16 protein-coding genes and 1 pseudogene are annotated in these 19,120 nt (G+C 68.5%); 11 read left to right on the top strand and 6 right to left on the bottom strand.

All coding sequences use genetic code 11. From position 1 onward, the window contains the following. Positions 1-3: 3 nt before the first annotated feature. The 9 genes from VGN58_RS00460 to flgL all read left to right on the top strand — a co-directional run bounded on the left by VGN58_RS00460 (position 4) and on the right by flgL (position 10,862). Complete coding sequence (locus tag VGN58_RS00460; protein ID WP_327480554.1) at positions 4-687, top strand: flagellar hook capping FlgD N-terminal domain-containing protein; 684 nt, start codon at positions 4-6, stop codon at positions 685-687. Between the two features lie 37 nt (positions 688-724). After that, on the top strand, positions 725-1,945 hold the full coding sequence (gene flgE / locus VGN58_RS00455) for a flagellar hook protein FlgE (RefSeq protein WP_327480552.1): 1,221 nt from the start codon (positions 725-727) through the stop codon (positions 1,943-1,945). A 114-nt stretch (positions 1,946-2,059) separates the two neighbouring features. Beyond that, complete coding sequence (locus tag VGN58_RS00450) at positions 2,060-2,812, top strand: flagellar basal body rod protein FlgF (protein ID WP_327480550.1); 753 nt, start codon at positions 2,060-2,062, stop codon at positions 2,810-2,812. Positions 2,813-3,831: 1,019 nt separating this feature from the next. Next, positions 3,832-4,617 carry a flagellar basal-body rod protein FlgG gene (gene flgG / locus VGN58_RS00445; RefSeq protein ID WP_327480548.1) on the top strand — a complete coding sequence of 262 codons (786 nt, stop codon included), beginning with the start codon at positions 3,832-3,834 and terminating at the stop codon, positions 4,615-4,617. A gap of 34 nt (positions 4,618-4,651) precedes the next feature. Beyond that, on the top strand, positions 4,652-5,338 hold the full coding sequence (gene flgH, locus VGN58_RS00440; protein ID WP_327480546.1) for a flagellar basal body L-ring protein FlgH: 687 nt from the start codon (positions 4,652-4,654) through the stop codon (positions 5,336-5,338). Between the two features lie 8 nt (positions 5,339-5,346). Then, positions 5,347-6,528 carry a flagellar basal body P-ring protein FlgI gene (locus VGN58_RS00435; protein WP_327480544.1) on the top strand — a complete coding sequence of 394 codons (1,182 nt, stop codon included), beginning with the start codon at positions 5,347-5,349 and terminating at the stop codon, positions 6,526-6,528. Positions 6,529-6,739: 211 nt separating this feature from the next. Next, positions 6,740-7,765 (top strand): flagellar assembly peptidoglycan hydrolase FlgJ, encoded by a 1,026-nt coding sequence (gene flgJ, locus VGN58_RS00430; protein WP_327480542.1) that lies wholly within the window; start codon positions 6,740-6,742, stop codon positions 7,763-7,765. Positions 7,766-7,779: 14 nt separating this feature from the next. After that, positions 7,780-9,663: a flagellar hook-associated protein FlgK gene (gene flgK, locus VGN58_RS00425; protein WP_327480540.1), complete on the top strand. Its 1,884-nt coding sequence runs from the start codon at positions 7,780-7,782 to the stop codon at positions 9,661-9,663. After that, complete coding sequence (gene flgL / locus VGN58_RS00420) at positions 9,660-10,862, top strand: flagellar hook-associated protein FlgL (RefSeq protein WP_327480538.1); 1,203 nt, start codon at positions 9,660-9,662, stop codon at positions 10,860-10,862. Before flgK ends, flgL begins: the two co-directional genes overlap by 4 nt. Before the next feature lie 196 nt (positions 10,863-11,058). Here flgL and VGN58_RS00415 read toward each other — a convergent pair. The 6 genes and pseudogenes from VGN58_RS00415 to lexA all read right to left on the bottom strand — a co-directional run. Next, positions 11,059-11,193 (bottom strand): annotated as a pseudogene (locus VGN58_RS00415) (alpha-ketoglutarate-dependent dioxygenase AlkB); the annotation flags it as partial. Between the two features lie 329 nt (positions 11,194-11,522). Beyond that, a complete protein-coding gene (locus tag VGN58_RS00405; protein WP_327480536.1) occupies positions 11,523-12,152 on the bottom strand; it encodes an alpha-ketoglutarate-dependent dioxygenase AlkB in 630 nt (209 codons plus the stop codon). Between the two features lie 7 nt (positions 12,153-12,159). Beyond that, the gene (locus VGN58_RS00400; RefSeq protein ID WP_327480534.1) at positions 12,160-15,420 is read right to left on the bottom strand and encodes an error-prone DNA polymerase; all 3,261 of its coding nucleotides are present in this window, start codon (positions 15,418-15,420) and stop codon (positions 12,160-12,162) included. Beyond that, positions 15,417-16,835: a DNA polymerase Y family protein gene (locus VGN58_RS00395; RefSeq protein ID WP_327480531.1), complete on the bottom strand. Its 1,419-nt coding sequence runs from the start codon at positions 16,833-16,835 to the stop codon at positions 15,417-15,419. The genes VGN58_RS00400 and VGN58_RS00395 overlap by 4 nt, the downstream gene beginning before the upstream one ends. A 9-nt stretch (positions 16,836-16,844) precedes the next feature. Further along, the gene (imuA, locus tag VGN58_RS00390; protein ID WP_327480529.1) at positions 16,845-17,471 is read right to left on the bottom strand and encodes a translesion DNA synthesis-associated protein ImuA; all 627 of its coding nucleotides are present in this window, start codon (positions 17,469-17,471) and stop codon (positions 16,845-16,847) included. A 1-nt stretch (position 17,472) separates the two neighbouring features. After that, positions 17,473-18,078 carry a transcriptional repressor LexA gene (gene lexA, locus VGN58_RS00385; protein WP_327480527.1) on the bottom strand — a complete coding sequence of 202 codons (606 nt, stop codon included), beginning with the start codon at positions 18,076-18,078 and terminating at the stop codon, positions 17,473-17,475. Between the two features lie 111 nt (positions 18,079-18,189). On the opposite strand from lexA, the gene VGN58_RS00380 reads away from it, so the two are divergent. Next, a complete protein-coding gene (locus VGN58_RS00380; RefSeq protein WP_327480524.1) occupies positions 18,190-18,411 on the top strand; it encodes an AbrB/MazE/SpoVT family DNA-binding domain-containing protein in 222 nt (73 codons plus the stop codon). 10 nt (positions 18,412-18,421) lie between these two features. Continuing rightward, a complete protein-coding gene (locus tag VGN58_RS00375; protein WP_327480522.1) occupies positions 18,422-18,850 on the top strand; it encodes a type II toxin-antitoxin system death-on-curing family toxin in 429 nt (142 codons plus the stop codon). The last annotated feature ends 270 nt before the right edge of the window (positions 18,851-19,120 follow it).

The raw sequence follows: 19,120 nt of genomic DNA, 5'->3' as shown, positions 1-19,120 counted from the left end.
CATATGACCACTGTCAACGGCGATCCGTTCGCCGCCCTCAACACCAGCACCACCGGCGCCGCGACCACGGCGAAGAAGGCCGATACGCTGGGCCAAGCCGATTTCATGCGGCTGATGACCGAGCAGCTCAGCAATCAGGACCCGCTGAAACCGCTGTCCAACAGCGAGTTCGTCGCCCAGCTGGCGCAGTTCTCCACCGTGCAGGGCATCAGCGACCTCAACGGCACTGTCAACGGTTTCACTGCCGCACTGACCGGCGACCAGGTGCTGAAAGGCGCCGCGCTGGTCGGCCACTCGGTGGTGGTGCCATCCGAATCGATCGCCCTGCCCGATACCGGCAACGCCAGCGGCCTGGTGATGTCGCCGGGCGCCGGCAAGGTGACTTTCGAGATCAAGGACGCCAGCGGGATCGTCGTCGACACCGTCGACGTGGACGCGACCGGCAAGGGCGAGACCGCATTCGCCTGGGACGGCCTGAAGGCCAACGGTGAACGCGCCGACGCCGGGACGTACACGATCAAGGCCACGCATATCGGCAGCGACGGCACGGCCACCGCGCTCAACACCTACGTCGACGCCACCGTGGACAGCGTGACCATCGGGTCCGACGGCCTCTATCTGAACCTGCCCGGCCTGGGCACCGCCCCGCTCGACTACGTGCTGCGCATCGGCAAGTCGGCATCCTGACCACCACGCTCCCACCGCATCCCGCAAGGAGTCTTCCATGGCTTTCAACAGCTCGCTATCCGGCATGAGGGCGGCCAACGCCGACCTCAACGTCACCTCGCACAACATCGCCAACGTCAATACCACCGGCTTCAAGGAGTCGCGCGCGGAGTTCGCCGAGGTGTTCTCGTCCACCGGCTACGGCCTGCTGCGCAACGGCATCGGCGCCGGCGTCCGGCTGACCAACGTGGCCCAGCAGTTCTCCCAGGGCGACATCAACCAGACCGGCCGCTACCTGGACATGGCGGTGGACAAGGAAGGCTTCTTCACCGTCAGCAACAACGGCACCAACGTCTACACACGCGCCGGCAATTTCCAGCGCGACCCGAACGGCTATGTCACCACGCCGGAAGGCTACCGCCTGCAGGTGTTTCCGCCGCGCGCCGACGGCATCGGTTTCGACACCGGCAACCTGACCGACCTGCGCCTGCTGACCACCGACAGCCCGCCGTCGCCGACCACGCGCGTGGAACTGGGCGTCACCCTGCCCGGCAACGCCGCGCAGCCGACCATCACCCCGTTCGCACCGACCGACAGCGCCAGCTACAACGAAACCACCTCGGTCACCGTGTACGACTCGCTGGGCGTGGCCCACCAGCAGACCGTGTACTACGTGAAGACGCCCAACCCGAACGAGTGGCAGATGCACACCTACGTGGACGGCACCTCGATGGGCGCGCCGACCACCGTGCAGTTCGACAACAACGGTACGCTGACGGCACCGGCCAATGGGCTGGTGGCGCTGGCGCCGTTCACACCCAGCACCGGCGCGGGCGTGCTGAACATGACCATGGACATCAGCGGCACCACGCAGTACGGCGAGCAGTTCGCCAAGCGCATCCAGAACCAGGACGGCTACGCCACGGGCAAGCTCAACGAGTTCAGCGTGTCCGAAACCGGCGTGGTCTACGCGCGCTACTCCAACGGCGAAGACCAGGCGCTCGGCCAGGTGGCGCTGGCGAACTTCAGCAATCCGCAGGGCCTGGTCTCGCAGGGCAACAACACCTGGACGCACAGCTACGCCTCGGGCGAGCCGCGCATCGGCGCACCGGGCACGTCGGACTTCGGCCAGGTGGCCTCCGGCGCGCTGGAAGCCTCGACCGTCGACCTGACCGAACAACTGGTCAACATGATCGTGGCGCAGCGCAACTTCCAGGCCAACTCGCAGGCCCTGTCCACGCAGGACCAGATCACCCAGGCGGTGATCAACATCCGCTGACGCGGCGTGATTCAGGAATAGGGATTCGGGATTCGCAACGGCGAATCCCTGCCCGCTTCCGCTTCGCTCCTCGTAAACGAGTCTCCAATCCCCTATCCCGAATCCCTGCCTCCCATGGACAAAGCCCTCTACGTCGCCATGACCGGCGCCCGCGCTTCGCTGCAGGCGCAGGGCACCGTGTCGCACAACCTGGCCAACGTGGACACCAAGGGGTTCAAGGCCGCGCTGGCCGGCACCGAGGCGTTCAAGATTCCAGGAAAAGGCTTTCCCTCGCGCGTGGACGCGGTGCTGATCGATCCCGGCTTCGACGGGCGCACCGGTTCGCAGATGGTCACCGGCCGTTCGCTCGACATTTCGCTGCAGCCGAACCGCTGGATGGCCGTGCAGGCCGCCGACGGCGGCACGGCCTACACGCGCAACGGCGAGCTCAGCGTCACGCCGAACGGACAGCTGGTCACTGCCGGTGGCCGTGCGGTGCTGGACGACAACGGCAACCCGATCGCGGTGCCGCCGGCGCAATCGATCGACATCGGCGCCGACGGCACGGTCTCGATCATTCCGCAGGGCGAAGGCCCGCAGACGATGGCGGTGGTCGGCCGCATGCGCATCGTGGAAGCGGCCCAGTCGCAGCTCGCACGCGGTGGCGATGGGCTGATGCGTCCGTCGGATCCGCAGGCGCCCGCCCTGCCCGTCGCCAATGGCAACAGTCTGACGATGGGCGTGCTGGAAGGCAGCAACGTGGATGCGGCCGGTGCGCTGGTGCAGATGATCCAGTTGCAGCGCCAGTTCGAGATGCAGGTGAAGGTGATCCGCAGCGGCGACGAGATGGCGCAGTCGTCGAACCAGTTGCTGCGTCTGGGCGGTTGACGCCTGGAGCCCCTGCTTCGAGAGCCCCTCTCCCTGCGGAGCTCTGAGCCCCTCTCCCTGCGAGAGAGGGGTTGGGGTGAGGGGCAACGAAGTCCGCGTCTTCGCTCTCCCTTGCTGCCACAACAGCCGCGATGGCTTTCGGCTCCTTGGCCTTGCGGAATGGGTTTCCTTCGTGGAGGCATGGTGCCGCTCGCCGCGGGGGCATTCCTTTCTTTGCTCGTGCAAAGAAAGGAACCAAAGAAACACGCCCCAGGCGGCACGCCCTCCGCGCTGCGCGCTCCGGGTCCGCGAATGGTCCGGGAATTTTCGTAAGGCACATCCGTGTGCCATACGAAAACGCCGTCATCCATGACGGCGCCCTTCGGGTTTTACCCGGCCCACTCGCCGTGCCTCATGGGGACCCGGAAGCAAACAAAAGCAAAGCGGCTGCCCGAGATGTCTCAGACATCGCTCTTGGGCCCCCTGAGGTCCGGCAGTCCCGGCGGGTACAACCCCGCAGGGGCGGCGCACAGGACGTGCGCCGTTTTCGTACGGGGCAGGATGCCCCGCACGAAAATTCCCGTCGGGACTGCGCACCCGCCGCGCAGCGGCGGGCGGACCGCCGGGGTGTGCTTTCTTTGCCTACTTTCTTTGCACAAGTAAAGAGGCGCTTTTAAACAGCCGAATGGCTGGTCTAGTAGGGCCCCTGCGGCGAGCAGCACCATGCCTCCGAGGCTAAGACCCATCCCGCAAGGCCATCAAAAGCAAGAGCCATCGCGGATGCGGTGGCAGCTATGGAAAACGAAAACATGGACTCCGTTGCCCCTCACCCCAACCCCTCTCCCGCTGGGAGAGGGGCTTGAGCAGGCCCCAGCGCCAGAAAAATGTCGGCACCTGGTCCAACGTCATGACCCCGGTCCCGGTTCGGCCCGAATCCACGCGCCAGAACCACGACACCCGTTCCGGCACAGGACTTGCCTGAGAGGAGGCGAGGAACCGCAGTACGCGCTTCCGCCCTTCCATCCGCGAGGAACCCCGCCATGAACCAGGCCCTCTGGGTCGCCAAGACCGGACTCGACGCGCAACAGACGCGCATGTCCGTGGTCTCCAACAACCTGGCGAACACCAACACCACCGGCTTCAAGCGCGACCGCGCCAGCTTTGAGGATCTGCTGTACCAGCAGGTGCGCCAGCCCGGCGGTTCCACCTCCTCGCAGACGCAACTGCCGTCCGGCCTGCAGCTCGGCACCGGTGTGCGCGTGGTGTCGACCTCCAAGGACTTCCAGCAGGGCAACCCGCAGCAGACCGGCCGCTCGCTCGACGTCATGGTCAACGGCCGCGGCTTCTTCGAGGTGCTGCTGCCCGACGGTTCGCCCGCGTACACGCGCGACGGCTCGTTCCAGATCAACGCGCAGGGCGAACTGGTCACCAACAGCGGCTATCCCGTGCAGCCCGGCATCCAGGTGCCGGAAGGCGCGCAGTCGCTGACCATCGGCAACGACGGCACCGTCAGCGTAACGATGGCCGGCCAGGCGCAGGCGCTGGAGATCGGCTCGCTGACGCTGACCGACTTCGTCAATCCCTCGGGCCTGCAGGCCAGGGGCGAGAACCTCTACGTGGAGACCACCGCGTCCGGTCCCGCGCAGAACGGCACGCCCGGCCTCAACGGCCTGGGCAGCGTGGTGCAGGGCTCGCTGGAAGGCTCCAATGTCAACGTGGTGGAAGAGCTGGTCAGCATGATCGAAACCCAGCGCGCCTACGAAATGAACGCCAAGGCCATCTCCACCACCGACTCAATGCTCGGTTACCTCAACAACAACGTCTGACGCCGCACCCCACCGTCACGCCACGGGACACGCCATGAAGCGCTCCACGTCCGCCACCACCCTCGCCTGCGCGCTGATGCTGCTGCCGGGCTGCGCGCGCTACGCCGGCGACGTGCGCCCGTACGCGCCGATGCAGCCGATCCAGCCCGTCGTCGCCGTCTCGGCGCCGGCCACCGCCGGTTCCATCTACCGCGCCGGCCCGGGCCTGAACCTGTACGCCGACCGCCGCGCGCGCGACGTGGGCGACCTGCTGACGATCAACCTGGTGGAGAACACCACCGCGCAGACCTCCGCCACCACTTCGGTGGACAAGCAGAGCGAAGTCAGCCTGGCCGCGCCGAACATCGCCGGCGCTCCGGTCACCTTCAATGGCCGCGACATCCTCAGCGCGTCGGTCAACGGCGACCGTGGCTTCAGCGGCGCCGGCAACAGCGCGCAGAGCAATCGCCTGCAGGGCAGCGTGACCGTGACCGTGATCCAGCGCCTGCCGAACGGCAACCTGGTGGTGCAGGGCCAGAAGAACATGCGCCTGAACCAGGGCGACGAGCTGGTGCAGATCCAGGGCATCGTGCGCCCGGCCGACATCAACCCGGACAACACCATCTCCTCCGGCAAGGTCGCCGATGCGCGCATCGCCTACGGCGGCCGCGGCGCCATCGCCCAGTCCAATTCGATGGGCTGGCTGGGCCGCTTCTTCAATTCCCCGATCTTCCCGAACTGAGCGCCGTGATGGACACCAACGACTCCAACCACGCTGCGCCGACGCCGACGAAGAAGCCGCGCCGCATCGACACCTACACCCTGCTCGGTTTGCTGGCGTGGATCGGCCTGGTACTGATCTGCCTGGCGCCGGCCGCGCGCGCCGAGCGCATCAAGGACCTGGCCCAGGTCGGCGGCGTGCGCAGCAATCCGCTGGTCGGCTACGGCCTGGTCGTGGGCCTGGACGGCAGCGGCGACCGCACCAGCCAGGCGCCCTTCACCGTGCAGAGCCTGAAGAACATGCTGGGCGAGCTGGGCGTCAACGTCCCGGCCAACGTCAATCCGCAGCTGAAGAACGTGGCTGCCGTGGCGATCCACGCCGACCTGCCCGCCTTCGCCAAACCCGGCCAGCCGATCGACATCACCGTGTCGTCGATCGGCAACGCCACCTCACTGCGCGGCGGCAGCCTGCTGATGGCGCCGCTGCGCGGTGCCGACGGCGAGGTCTACGCCATCGCGCAGGGCAACCTGGTGGTCGGTGGCTTCGGTGCGCAGGGCCGCGACGGCTCGCGCGTGTCGGTCAACGTGCCCAGCGTGGGCCGCATTCCCAACGGCGCCATCGTCGAACGCGCGATCCCCAACGCGCTGGACAACGGCGAAGGCACCATCACCCTCAACCTGCACCGCGCAGACTTCACCACCGTCTCGCGCATGGTCGCGGCGCTGGAGCAGAACTTCGGCGTCGGCAACGCCTACGCCCTGGATGCGGTGACCGTGGCCGTGCGTGCGCCGGCCGACGTGTCCCGCCGCATCAACTTCCTCGCCCAGGTCGAGAATCTGGAACTGACGCCCGGCAGCGCCCCGGCCAAGGTCATCGTCAACGCGCGCACCGGTACCGTCGTCATCGGTGCGCAGGTGCAGGTGATGCCGGCCGCGGTGACGCACGGTTCGCTGACGGTGACCATCACCGAGTCGGCCAACGTCAGCCAGCCGAACGAGTTCTCGCGCGGCGGCCAGACCGTGGTGACGCCGCAGTCCAGCGTCTCGGTCAGCCAGGAAGGCAACCGCATGTTCAAGTTCGAGGGCGGTACCTCGCTGGACGAGATCGTCCGCGCGGTCAACGAAGTCGGCGCCGCCCCGGGCGACCTGATCGCGATCCTGGAAGCGCTGAAGCAGGCCGGCGCCCTGCGTGCGGAGCTCGAGGTGATCTGATGGAGGCCGGGATTCGCGAGTCGGGATTCGGGATGGCGTTTGTGGACTTCGTGCACGCCGCCGCTTCCTGCCCCATCTCCCACGTCCCTTCGGCACAGGACTTGCCTGACCCCCTGCGCAACCCCGCTTTTCCGAATCCCGAATCCCGAATCCCCAATCCCGGCCCCTGACTGCCATGGCCAGCCTGCCCATCGGACTCCTGAATCCGTCGATGCCCCTGGCCGAAGCCAGCGGCACGCCGGACAACGCCCGCATCCACGATGTCGCGAAGAAGCTGGAAGGCCAGTTCGCGCAGATGATGATCAAGTGCATGCGCGAAGCCGGCTTCGGCGACTCGCTGTTCCCCGGCGAGAACCAGGTGTTCCGCGACATGTACGACCAGCAGCTGGCCACCGCCATGTCGCAGGGCCGCGGCCTGGGGCTGGCGCCGATGATCGCGCGGCAGTTGGGCGCCACCGACACCAACACGCCGGCCGTGCCGGCGACTACCGCACTGTCGGCCTACAAGCGCCTGCTGCCCGGTCGCGAGGCCGATTCCATGCTCGACGCCATCGCCGGCCGCGGCATCGGCAGCAGTGCGCACCAGGATGCCGGCATGCCGGCGACGATCACACTGGACACCATCACCGTGCGGCCCGACGTGGCGTGCGATGACGTCGAACAGGTCGCCTCGGCCGATCCGTCCAGGTACGCGCGCAATACGCCCGAGCGCTTCGTCGCCGAGATCTGGGACCATGCCAAGCAGGCGGCGAAGGAACTCGGCGTCGACCCGCGTGCGCTGGTCGCGCAGGCCGCGCTGGAAACCGGCTGGGGCAAGCGCCAGATCCGGACCGGCGATGGCGGCAGTGCGCACAACCTGTTCGGCATCAAGGCCACCGGCTGGAAGGGCGAGCGCGCGCGCACCGCCACGCACGAATACACCAACGGCGTGAAGCACACCGAGACTGCGGACTTCCGTGCGTACGCGTCGCCCGCCGAAAGCTTCGCCGACTACGTGCGCCTGTTGAAGAACAATCCGCGCTATCAGCAGGCGCTCGCCGCCGGCAAGGACATCGCCGGCTTCGCCCGTGGCCTGCAGCGCGCCGGCTACGCCACCGACCCGACCTACGCCAACAAGATCGCGTCCATCGCCAACGGACCCACCCTTGGCAAGGTGCTGTCGGCGATCGGTACGACCGTAGCCGGACCGGTCGGCAACGCCGTAGGCAATGCCATCGGCAACGCGCTGCGGCGCTGACCTGGGAATCACGCATGTCCAACCTTCTCGCCACCGGCAGCAGCGCCCTGATCGCCTTCCAGCGCGCCCTGTCCACGGTCGGCCACAACGTCGCCAACATCAACACGCCGGGTTATTCGCGCCAACGCGTGGAATTTGAATCGCGCGACGGCACGTACTTCGGCTACGGCTACCAGGGCAACGGCGTGCAGATCGTCGACGTGCGCCGGATGGCCGACTCGCTGGCGACCTCGCGCCTGCTCGACAGCGGCGGCGAGCTCGCGCGCCTGCAACAGCTGTCCACGCTGTCCACGCGGCTGGACCAGCTGTTCTCCGAGAAGGCCACCGGCATCAGCGCGCCGTGGTCCAGCTTCTTCGACTCGGTCAATGCGCTGTCGTCCAACGCGGCCGGCTCGGCTGACCGTGAAAGCGTACTGGCGCAGGCGAATGCGCTGGTCACCCGCTTCCACCAGATCGACCAGCATCTGGACGGCCTGGATACCGAAGTCAATGCGGGCCTGACCGCCGCCACCGGCGAGGTGAACCGGCTGGCCAAGGAAATCGCCCAGCTCAACGGCCGCATCGGTGGCAACACCAGCCCGTCCGGCGACCTGCTGGACCGGCGCGACCAGCTGATCAGCGAACTGGTGGGCTACACCGGCGGCAACGCGGTGGTGCAGGACGGCGGCCTGGTCAACGTGTTCAGCGCCGGCGGCCAGCCGCTGGTGGTGGGCGCCACCGCCAGCACGCTGGTGACCGTGCCCGACCCGTACCGTCCCGAGCGCCTGCAGGTGGCGCTGGAAACCAACGGCCAGCGCACCACGCTGGACAAGCGCGCGCTCGGCGGCCAGATCGGCGGCCTGATCGAATTCCGCACCACCGTGCTGGACCCGGCGACGGCCGAGCTCGGCCGCGTCGCCACCTCGCTGGCGCAGACCTTCAATGCCGGCCATCGCGCCGGCATGGACCAGTACGGCCAGATGGGCGCGGATTTCTTCCGCCTGCCCGCCCCGCGCATTTCCTCGAACGCCGGCAACACCGGCAATGCCGTGCTGCAGACATCGGTGGGCAACACCGGCGCGCTGAACGCGCAGAACGTGCTGCTGCGCTTCGATGGCGCCGCCTGGGTGGCGACGCATCCGGAGACCGGCGCGAGCATCCCGATGACCGGCACCGGCACCGCAACCGATCCGCTGATCGTCAACGGCATCGAACTGCGGCTTGCAGCGGGTACGACGCCGGGCATCAACGACCGCTTCCTGCTGCAGCCCACCGCCGGTGCGGCCGGCAACCTCGGCGTGGCGATCAGCGACCCTGGCCGCATCGCGGCGGCGACGCCGGTCAAGGCGACCACCGACCTGGCCAATACCGGCAGCGGCAAGGCCAGCGGCCTGCAGGTGACCGACGCCGCCAACGCCAACCTGCTGGCGCCGGTGGACATCGAGTTCATCGATGCCACCCAGTACACGATCAACGGCACCGGACCGTTCGCCTACACGCCCGGGCAGACCGTGGCGTACAACGGCTGGAGCGTGGTGCTGGATGGCGCACCGGCGGCCGGCGACAGCTTCCGCATCGGGCCGACCGGTGCGAACTCCAGCGACAACGGCAACGCCAAGCTGCTGTCGAACCTGGACGACGCGCGCGTGCTCAACGGCGGCACGCTGACCCTCAACGGCGCCATCGGCGGCCTGACCACGCAGGTGGGTTCGGCGGCGCGCCAGGCCGATTACTCCGCGCAGGCGCAGCAGGTCATCCACGACCAGGCGCAGGCCTCGCGCGACGCGATCTCCGGCGTCAACCTGGACGAAGAAGCCGCCGACCTGATGCGCCTGCAGCAGGCCTACCAGGCCGCATCGCAGATCATCGCCACCGCCGACACCCTCTTCCAATCGCTGCTGGCTGCGACGCGCCGATGAACTACCGCATCTCCACCAACATGATGTACCAGCAGTCGATCAACACGATGCTGGCCAAGCAGGCGAAACTGGCGCACACGCAGCAGCAACTCGCCAGCGGGCAGCGGCTGGTGACGGCCAAGGACGATCCCGTGGCTGCCGGCACCGCCGTGGGCCTGGACCGCGCGGTCGCCGAACTGGAACGCTTCGGCCAGAACGCCAACGCGGTGCAGAACCGCCTGGGCCTGCAGGAGAACGCACTCACGCGCGTGGGCGATGCGATGGCGCGCATCAACGAACTGGTCATCCAGGCCAACAACGCGGCGATGGGCGACGACAGCCGGCAGGCGATCAGCACCGAGCTGAAAGCGATCCATGCCGGCCTGCTGGACCTGGCCAACAGCACCGATGGTGCGGGCCGCTATCTGTTCGGCGGCACCAGCGACGGCAGCGCACCGTTCGCCCTGGCCGGCGGCAACGTGATCTACAGCGGCGACCAGACCCAGCGGCAGGTGGAAGTGGCGCCGGACATGTTCGTGTCCGACACCCTGCCCGGCAGCGAGGTCTTCCTGCGGCTGCGCACCGGCGACGGCCGCGTCGACGGCCAGCCCGCCAGCGGCAATACCGGCACCGGCCTGCTGATGGCGTTCAGCGTCACCGATTCCGCGGTGTGGGATGGCGGCAGCTACACCCTGTCGTTCGGCGCCAACGACAGCTACCAGGTGCTCGATGCGGGTGGCAATCCGGTCGCCTCGGGCACCTACGCGAAGGGCGAGAGCATCGCCTTCGCCGGGGCGCAGATGCGGATCGACGGCCAGCCCGCCAACGGCGACAGCTTCACGCTGGGGCCCGCGGGCAGCCGCGACATCTTCGCCACCGTGCAGGGCCTGATCGACACGCTGGACACCAACCCGACCACCGACGCGCAGCGCGCCGCCATGCAGAACCGCCTGCAGGGCGCCATGCGCGACATCGGCACCGCGCAGGGCAGGATGATCGACGCCCGCGCCAGTGGTGGCGCGCAGCTGTCCGCCATCGAAACCGCCGCCTCGCTGCGCGAAGCCAACAACATCACCCTCAAGGACACCCTGTCCGGCCTGCGCGACCTGGACTGGGCCGAGGCCATCGGCCGCTACCAGATGGAAAACTCCGCCCTGCAGGCCGCACAGACGGTCTTCATGCAGATGCAGCAGCTGTCGCTGTTCAAGCTGATGGGCTGACGACGTCCTTTCCTTTCAGCAGTCCTTGCCCTCACGCCGCGATCTCGCGGCGTTTTTTTGTGCTTACTGTAGGAGCGACGTCAGTCGCGACCGGAAATTTTGTCGGTCCGCCACTCATCCTGAAAACGCATGGATGACGCGCCATGACTCGGCGATCGTGCGGTCGCGACTGACGTCGCTCCTACAAGGGTTTCCGTCATGCCGGCCTTACCCGGAACACCACGCTGATCCGCGGACCCTGCGCCCGCCGGGTCTTCGGGATGCCGTGCTCGTGCGTGACCTGCGAGGCGTGGCTCATCGACAACACGCTGCCGGGCGCCAGGCGTACCGCACCTGTCTCGCTTTCCAGGGAAACCTGTCGTGGGAGCGACGTAAGTCGCGATGTACTGTCCGTAACGCTTCATCGCGACTCACGTCGCTCCCACACCTGCCTTTGCAACGACTGGCGGTAACGGCCTCACCCGGAACACCACGCTGATCCGCGGCCCCTGCGCCCGCCGCGTCTTCCGAATTCCATGCTCGTGCGTGCGCTGCGAGGCACGGCTCATCGACAGCAGACTGCCAGGCGCCAGGCGTACCGCACCTGCTTCACTTTCCAAGAAAACCTGTCGTGGGAGCGACGCAAGTCGCGATGGACTGTCTGTAACGCTTCATCGCGACTCACGTCGCTCCCACACCTGCCTTTCCAACGACTGGCGGTAACGGCCTTACCCGGAACACCACGCTGATCCGCGGCCCCTGCGCGCGGCGGGTCTTGGGTATGCCATGCTCGTGCGTGACCTGCGAGGCGTGGCTCATCGACAGCACGCTGCCGGGTGCGAGGTCCACCGCGATCGTCTCGCGCGCGCCCTCTCGCGCACGGATCAGCATGCGCCGCGGCGCACCCAGCGACACCAGGGTGATCGGATGGCGGGCCGCCACGGTATGCAGCTTGTCGCCATGCATGGCGACGCTGTCGTGGCCGTCGCGGTAGAGATTCATGCCGATGTGCGAATACGGCGCGGGCACCTTCGCCTGCACGCAGGCCAGCAGCGCCGCGAGCGGCAGGTCGTCCGGCAGGGCGTCCACGGCGTAGTTCGCCAGCAGCCGCGGCACGTCGACGATGCGGTCGTACATCGGCCGCTGCAGGTGCGTCCACGCCGCGCGCGCCTGCAGCGCGTCGAACCAGGTGCGCGCAATAGTCGGATCGACGGCGTCCGGCCAATAGCGGATGCCGCCTTCGGCATCGTCGACCAGCCGCACCATGGCGGGCGCGAACAGGTCGTCGGTAAGGGTGGACAGCGCGTGCATCGTGGCCTCAGTGGAAATCGCGGGAGTCGGGCTGGATCTCGCCGAGCAGCGCGGTGAAATCCTCCAGCCGGCGCGCGATCAGGTGCTCCACGCCGTCCACCTGTTCCCAGCGTCCCCGCACCGCCATCAGCCGGGAGCCGAGCAAGGCCTTGCGGTCGCGCAACGCCACGTGCGACCACACCACCACGTTGACCATGCCGTGTTCGTCCTCGAGCGTGACGAAGATCGTGCCCTTCGCCGTGGCCGGCCGCTGCCGCTGCGTGACGATGCCCGCCACGAAGGCCCCGCGCCCATGCGGCAGTCCGCGCAGCTGGCGGGAATCCACCACGCGCTGCCGCCGCAGGCGCTCGCGCAGCAGCGACAGCGGATGTGCGCCCAGCGTCAATCCGGTGGTGCGGTAATCCGAGGTCACGTCCTCGCCCGCCGTCGGCGCGGGCAAGACGATCGCGTCCTCGTCGGGGCTGCCCGGCAGCAGCGGACGCTGCCGTTCGATGCCGGCGATTTCCCAGCGGGCGGCATGGCGATGGCCGGCGAGCGACTGCAGCGCGCCGGCTTCCGCCAGCGCGGTACGCGCTTTCTCGTCGAGACGGGCGCGCAGGCACAGGTCGCGTACATCGGTGAAGGCGCGTTGCGCACGCGCGGCCATGATCGCCCTCCCCGCCGCTTCCGACAGCCCGCCGACCTGGCGGAATCCGAGCCGCAACGCCGGCTGCCCGCCGTCGTCGACGCCGCGTCGTGCGTATCCGCCTTCCAGCGTGTTGTCCCAGTCGCTGTGCAGCACGTCGACCGGCCGCACCTCGATCGCCACGCGCCCGCCCTTCTCCCGCCGCGCGTCCTGCACAATCTGGCTGGCCGAATAGAAGCCCATCGGCTGCGCATTGAGCAGCGCGCAGGCGAACGCCGCCGGCTCATGGCGCTTGAGCCAGCAGCTGATGTAGACCAGCTTGGCGAACGAGGCGGCATGGCTCTGCGGAAAGCCGTAGGAGCCGAAGCCCTTGATCTGCTCGAAGATCTGGTCGATGAACTCCGGCGAATAGTGTTTCTCCAGCATCAGCTGACGGATGCGCAGGCGGTGCGGTTCCATGTCGCCGCCACGCCGCCAGGCCGCCATGGAGCGTCGCAGGCCGTCGGCCTGCGACGGCGTGTAGCCGGCATGGATCACCAGCTCCATCACCTGCTCCTGGAACAGCGGGATGCCCAGCGTCTTGCCGAGGATCTCCTTGACGCCTTCCGACGGATACGTCACCGGGTCCTTGCCCTGACGGCGGCGCAGGTAGGGATGCACCATGCCACCCTGGATGGGCCCGGGCCGCACGATCGCCACTTCCACCACCAGATCGTAGAAGGTCGTCGGCTTCAGTCGCGGCAGCATGCTCATCTGTGCACGCGATTCGATCTGGAAGACGCCGACGGTATCCGCCGCCTGGATCATCGCGAACGTGGAGGCTTCGTCCTCCTTCGGCAGCCTGGCGATGTCGGGCCGGTAGCCGCGATGCGTCTCCACCAGGTCCAGCGCCTTCCTGATGCAGGTCAGCATGCCCAGCGCCAGGCAATCGACCTTGAGCAGGCCCATCGTCTCCAGGTCGTCCTTGTCCCACTGGATGATGGTGCGCTCGTCCATCGAGGCGTTTTCCACCGGCACCACCGTCGACAGTGGTGCATCGCCGATCACGAAGCCGCCCACGTGCTGCGACAGGTGGCGCGGGTGGTCGCGCAGCTGGTCGGTCACCGCCAGCACGCGCCGGATCAACGGGTTGTCCGGATCGAAGCCGGCCTCGCGCAGGCGCTGTTCCATCGGCGCCTCGCCGTTGCCCCAGCCGTAGCAGTCGGCCAGCAGCGCGATCTGGTCCGGCGGCAGGCCGAACGCCTTGGCCACGTCGCGCACGGCGCTCTTGCCGCGGTAGCGGATCACCGTGGCGGCGAGCGCGGCGCGGTGGCGGCCGTACTTGCCATAGACGTACTGCAGCACTTCCTCGCGGCGTTCGTGCTCGAAGTCCACGTCGATGTCGGGCGGCTCGTTGCGCTCCTCGGACAGGAAGCGCGCCATCAGCAGGCGACTCTCCGCAGGGTTGACCACGGTGATGCCCAGCGCGAAACAGACGGCGGAATTCGCCGACGAGCCGCGCCCCTGGCACAGGATGTTCCGCTCCTTGGCGAAGCGGACGATGTCCTCCACGGTCAGGAAGAACGCTTCGTACTTCAGCTTTTCGATCAGCGCCAGCTCACCGTCGATCTGCACGACGACGGATGGCGGCGTCCCTTCCGGCCAGCGCTCGCACATGCCGCGCTCCGTCAGTGCGCGCAGCCAGGTGGTCGGCGTGTGCCCCTGCGGCACCAGTTCGACCGGGTACCGATAGTGGAGGTCGCGCTTGAGATCGAAGGTGCAGCGGCGCGACAACTGCACCGCCGCATCGAGCAGATCGTGCGGATAGATGTTGCCCAGTGCCCGCCGCGTGCGCAGGTGGCGCTCGCCGTTGCGGAACAGGTGCGCTCCGCAGTCGGCCAGCGGGGTGACGTGGCGGATCGCGGTCATCGTGTCCTGCAGCGCGCGGCGACGGCGGACGTCCATGTGCACGTCGCCGGTGGCCACCGGCGTCATGCCAAGGCGTGCGGCGGTGTCCAGCAGGCCCGCAAGCCGTGCCGCATCGTCCTGTTCGCGGTGCAGTTCCACCGCCAGATGGGCGCGTTCGCCGAAGACCGACTGCAACCAGCGTCCTTCCCCATCGTCGATGTGCTGCGACGGCAGCCATAGCGCGAACAGGCCGCAGACCAGTGGATCGACATCGGACACGATGCGCGCCACGTCCTGCCGCGTCAGCCGGTAGCCCTTCTTGTCGACCGCACGCCGCGCCGTGGTGATCAGTTCGCACAGCCGCGTGTAGCCGGCGGCGGTTTCCACCAGCAGCACGCATTTCAGTCCGCAGGTCAGCAGGAACTCGCTGCCGACGATGAGATCCACGCCGGTCACGCGCGACGCTTCCCAGCCGCGCACGATGCCGGCCAGCGAGCACTCGTCGGTGATCGCCAGCGCCGCGTAACCAAGATCGCGCGCGCGCTCGAACAGCTCCTCCGCGCTGGCCGCCCCGCGCAGGAACGAAAAGTCCGACAGGCAATGCAGTTCCGCGTACGCCGGCCATGCATCCTCGCGCGGCGTGTCGTCGTTGGCCGCCACCGACAGGCGCAGGCGCTGTGCGACCTCCCACGCGCGCGGCGGACGCCCGCCCGGCGTGTCGCGGTCGACGCCGTCCACCGCGTCATCCCAACTCATGCGAACCACCCGTGCAGCATCCAGCCGCCCTGTTCGCCCGGCGGCGCGAACGCCCAGGCGCGCTGGCCCTGCGAGGTTTCCAGCACGTAGTAATCGCGGCGCGCGTCCTCGCCGTCCCACCAGCCGCTTTCCAGCCGCTCCGGCCCGGAGACGATGCGCGGATGCGGATCGCGCAGCGGCACCGGCTGTGGCAGCAGCCAGGCCGGTCGCGGCGGACGCACCGGCGCGGCGGGAATGCGCTCGCCATCGCCCTGCACGCGTCGCCAGGCGCGTTCGGGGCGCGGATCGCCGGCAGGCGCCACGCGGTGCACGGCCTCGTCGCGCAGGCGCGCGCGCAGGCGTTCGCGCAGCTGCGGCCAGGGCAGCTGCTGCTGCGGGCGCGTATCGAACAGGTCGCGTGCAGCCGGCACGAACGGCGGCAGCTCGCGCGCCAGCAGCCGCACGCCGACCACCGGCCGGTCGATCTGCACGCGTTCCAGCCGGTTGCGGGTCAGCTCGAACAGCATCGCCGGTTCGCGCTCGGCGGCGAGCAGGCCGACGTCGACATCGGTGTGCCCGGCCTCGTGTTCCAGCCGCAGCACGAAGCGCTGCACGCCACCGTCGCGGATGGACAGATACGTACACAGGTCGCCGATCAGCCGACGCAGCAGGAACAGCAGCGCCATGTGGCTTTCGACTTCGTAGCCCAGTTCGATGCGGGCGTCGAAGTGGTCCGGCGGCGCGTAGTACGCCAGCGGGTCGTCGGCCTGCCCGTACAGCCGGTCCAGGTGCTCCAGCACCGGCAGGCCGAAGCGGCGGCGCAGACTGTCGCGCGGCAGTCCGCGCAGCGTGCGCAGGTCGCGGATGCCCATGCGGTGCAGGCGCTCGCCATTGTCCTCCGGCAGGCGCGCACGCCGCACCGGCACGCGATCCAGCAGATCGGCCATCGCCTCGGCCTGCATCACCGCCAGGCCATCGCGCAGGCCGGCGAACACATGCGCCGCGCGCGGCGTTGGCGCCAGCGCGATGCGGTGCTGGAAACCGAGCTGGCCCAGCTCTTCGCGCAGCCGCGCCTCGATGCGCGGCCAGGGTCCGAGCAGTTGGAAACTCGCCCGCACCTCCAGCACGATGCAGCCCGGCCACTGTGCGCTGACCAGCGAGCTGTGCCGGTACGCCCACGCGGCGAGGAAGCGCTGCCAGCGGACTTCGGCCTGCGGGTCGTGTTCGACCATCGCGAACTCCGGCAGCAGCGCATGCGCGGCGGTCAGGCGCATGCCCGCCCGCAGGCCAGCCTGTGCGGCCGATGCATTCACCGCCTGCAGGGTGCGCAGCTGCGCGGATCCGCCGACCAGCGCCAGCGGCGCATCGGGATCAGGCAGGCGCCGGAGGACGGCGTCCAGCGCCAGCTGCGGCAGCAGTACACAGGCCCAGAGCATCGGTGGGCCTCAATGCGCGACCAGCGCGAACGATTGCGCGGGCGCCGGCCCGCCGCGGCATTTGCGCACCTGCCAATGCGTGCGCCCCTGGGCATCGTGCACCGCTTCCAACCGCAACGCCGCAGCCGATGGATTGGCGGCGTGGCGACGGTCGCGCAGCGCGAAGCCCAGGCACTCGCCGCTGTCGGCCGCCACCTGCAGACGCCGCAGTGCAGGCCCGTCGGCGTGCACCGGCCACCCAAGCACGGCCGCGCAGGCACCACTGCGCAGACATTGCTCGAAGGCCCACAGCGCATCGCGCGGCGCGGCCTCGACGATCTCGAGATGGGACAGCTCCACGCCCGCGGCCTGCCATGCCGGCGCATACGGGATGTACGGCGGCGCGACCACCGCCACCGGACTGCCGGCCTGCGTGAGTCTTGCCAGCGTGGGCAGCAGCAGCGCCAGTTCGCCCACGCCATCGGCCGGCAGCAGGAGTTCGGTCAGCGCGCGTCGCGGCCAACCGCCCTGCGGCAGCAGCGCGTCGAGCGCGTCGTGGCCGGTGGGTTCGCCGTCGGCGGCGATGGTCGCGCTGCGCCCGGCATGCCACAGCGTGCGCGCGGCCAGCAGCGTATCGAGGGCGACGACGGCACCCATGTCAGCCGCGCCGCACCAGGCCGCAGTAGACGCCTTCGATGGCGAAGTCCTGTCCAGGCTGCACGTCGATGGGTGCATGCGCGGGATTGCGCGGCAGGAGGCGGATGCGGCGGCTGCCGCGCTGCAGGCGCTTGATGGTCAACTCGCCGTCGATGCGCGCGACGACAGTCTGTCCGTCGCGCGCCTCCGGCGTGCGGTGCACACCGACCAGGTCGCCGTCGACGATGCCGTCGTCGATCATCGAATCGCCCTGCACCTTCAGCAGGTAATCCGGCTGCGGCGAGAACAGCCGGCGGTCCAGCCACAGCTGTTCGTCCAGGCCGATGTCGGCGCCGATCGGCTGGCCGGCGGCCACCCGGCCCAGTACCGGCAGCGGCAACAGGTCGGCCATGCCCCCGGGCAGGCGCAGGCCGCGCTTCTGGCCCGGGGCCTGTTCCAGCAGGCCGTCGGCGACCAGCGCCTGCACGTGCTTCTGAGCGGCGTTGCGCGATGCGAAGCCGAACGCCGTGGCGATGTCCGCCAGACTGGGCGCGCGCCCGGCCGCCAGCTCCCGGCGCAGGAAGGTCAGGACGGCGGCACGTTGGGGGGGCAGGTCGACAGGGTTCATGGGTGTACATTTGTACACCTCAAGGTCTCACATGGCGAGAACGATCTGCGGCTTGCTTCCACGCTTCCTGCACTTCAATATAACCATGGTTATAACAACAGGAGGGCAGCCATGAAGCTCAAGATCACCACGGTCGGCAACTCCGCCGGCGTCATCCTGCCCAAGGAACTCCTGTCTCGCCTCCGTCTGGACAAGGGCGATGAGCTGCACGCGCTCGAAACGCCCGACGGCATCCGCCTGACGGTGTACGACCCCACCCTCGCCGAGCAGATGGAGGTGGCGGAACAGGTGATGCGCAGCCGCCGCACCCTGCTCCACAAGCTGTCCCAATGAAGCAGCCCGGATGATCGTGTGGATCAGCCGGGCCTTGGCCTTGGCCATCCATGACCGGCAATTGGCCGAGCATGGCGGCGCGACCGGCATCCGCGACGAGGGCTTGCTGGAATCGGCGCTGGCGCGCCCCCGGCAGCTGCACGCCTATGGGCAACCCGCGCCGGACCTGGCAGATCTGGCAGCCGCCACGGCTTTCGGCTTGGCACGCAACCCTCCCTTCCTGGACGGCAACAAGCGCGTGGCGGCCGTGGCCTGCGAAGTCTTCATCGTGCTCAATGGCGCCACGTTGTCGGCCGGAGACCATGAGCTCTACCCGCAGTATCTGGGGCTGTCCGAAGGCAGTCTCGGCGAAACCGACTTCGCCGCGTGGCTACGCCCGCGGATCATCGCCAAGCCACCAGGCAAGGTGCAGGAGCCCTCTCCCCCCTACCGTCCCTGACAACGTCACACCTGTCTTTCCCGGGAAAGCCGAGACCCATCCCGCCTTTGTCTTCCCCGCCGCACGAAGGATGCGGATCACTGACAGGCAACGGATTCCAGCGTGCGCTGGAATGACGGCAAGTCGGTAACGGTAAGGATTCGAAGGTTGTCAGCCACATCGTCCCAGCGAAAGCTGGGACCCACGTTGTCGTTGCCTTCCCCGACGTTCGCAAGGAAGGACATCGCCGAGAGGCAATGGATTCCGGCTTGCGCCGGAACGACGGCCACC

It is taken from the genome of Pseudoxanthomonas sp., from assembly GCF_035999195.1.
Classification (GTDB): domain Bacteria; phylum Pseudomonadota; class Gammaproteobacteria; order Xanthomonadales; family Xanthomonadaceae; genus Pseudoxanthomonas_A.
This window is presented reverse-complemented; position numbering and strand designations above follow the sequence as displayed.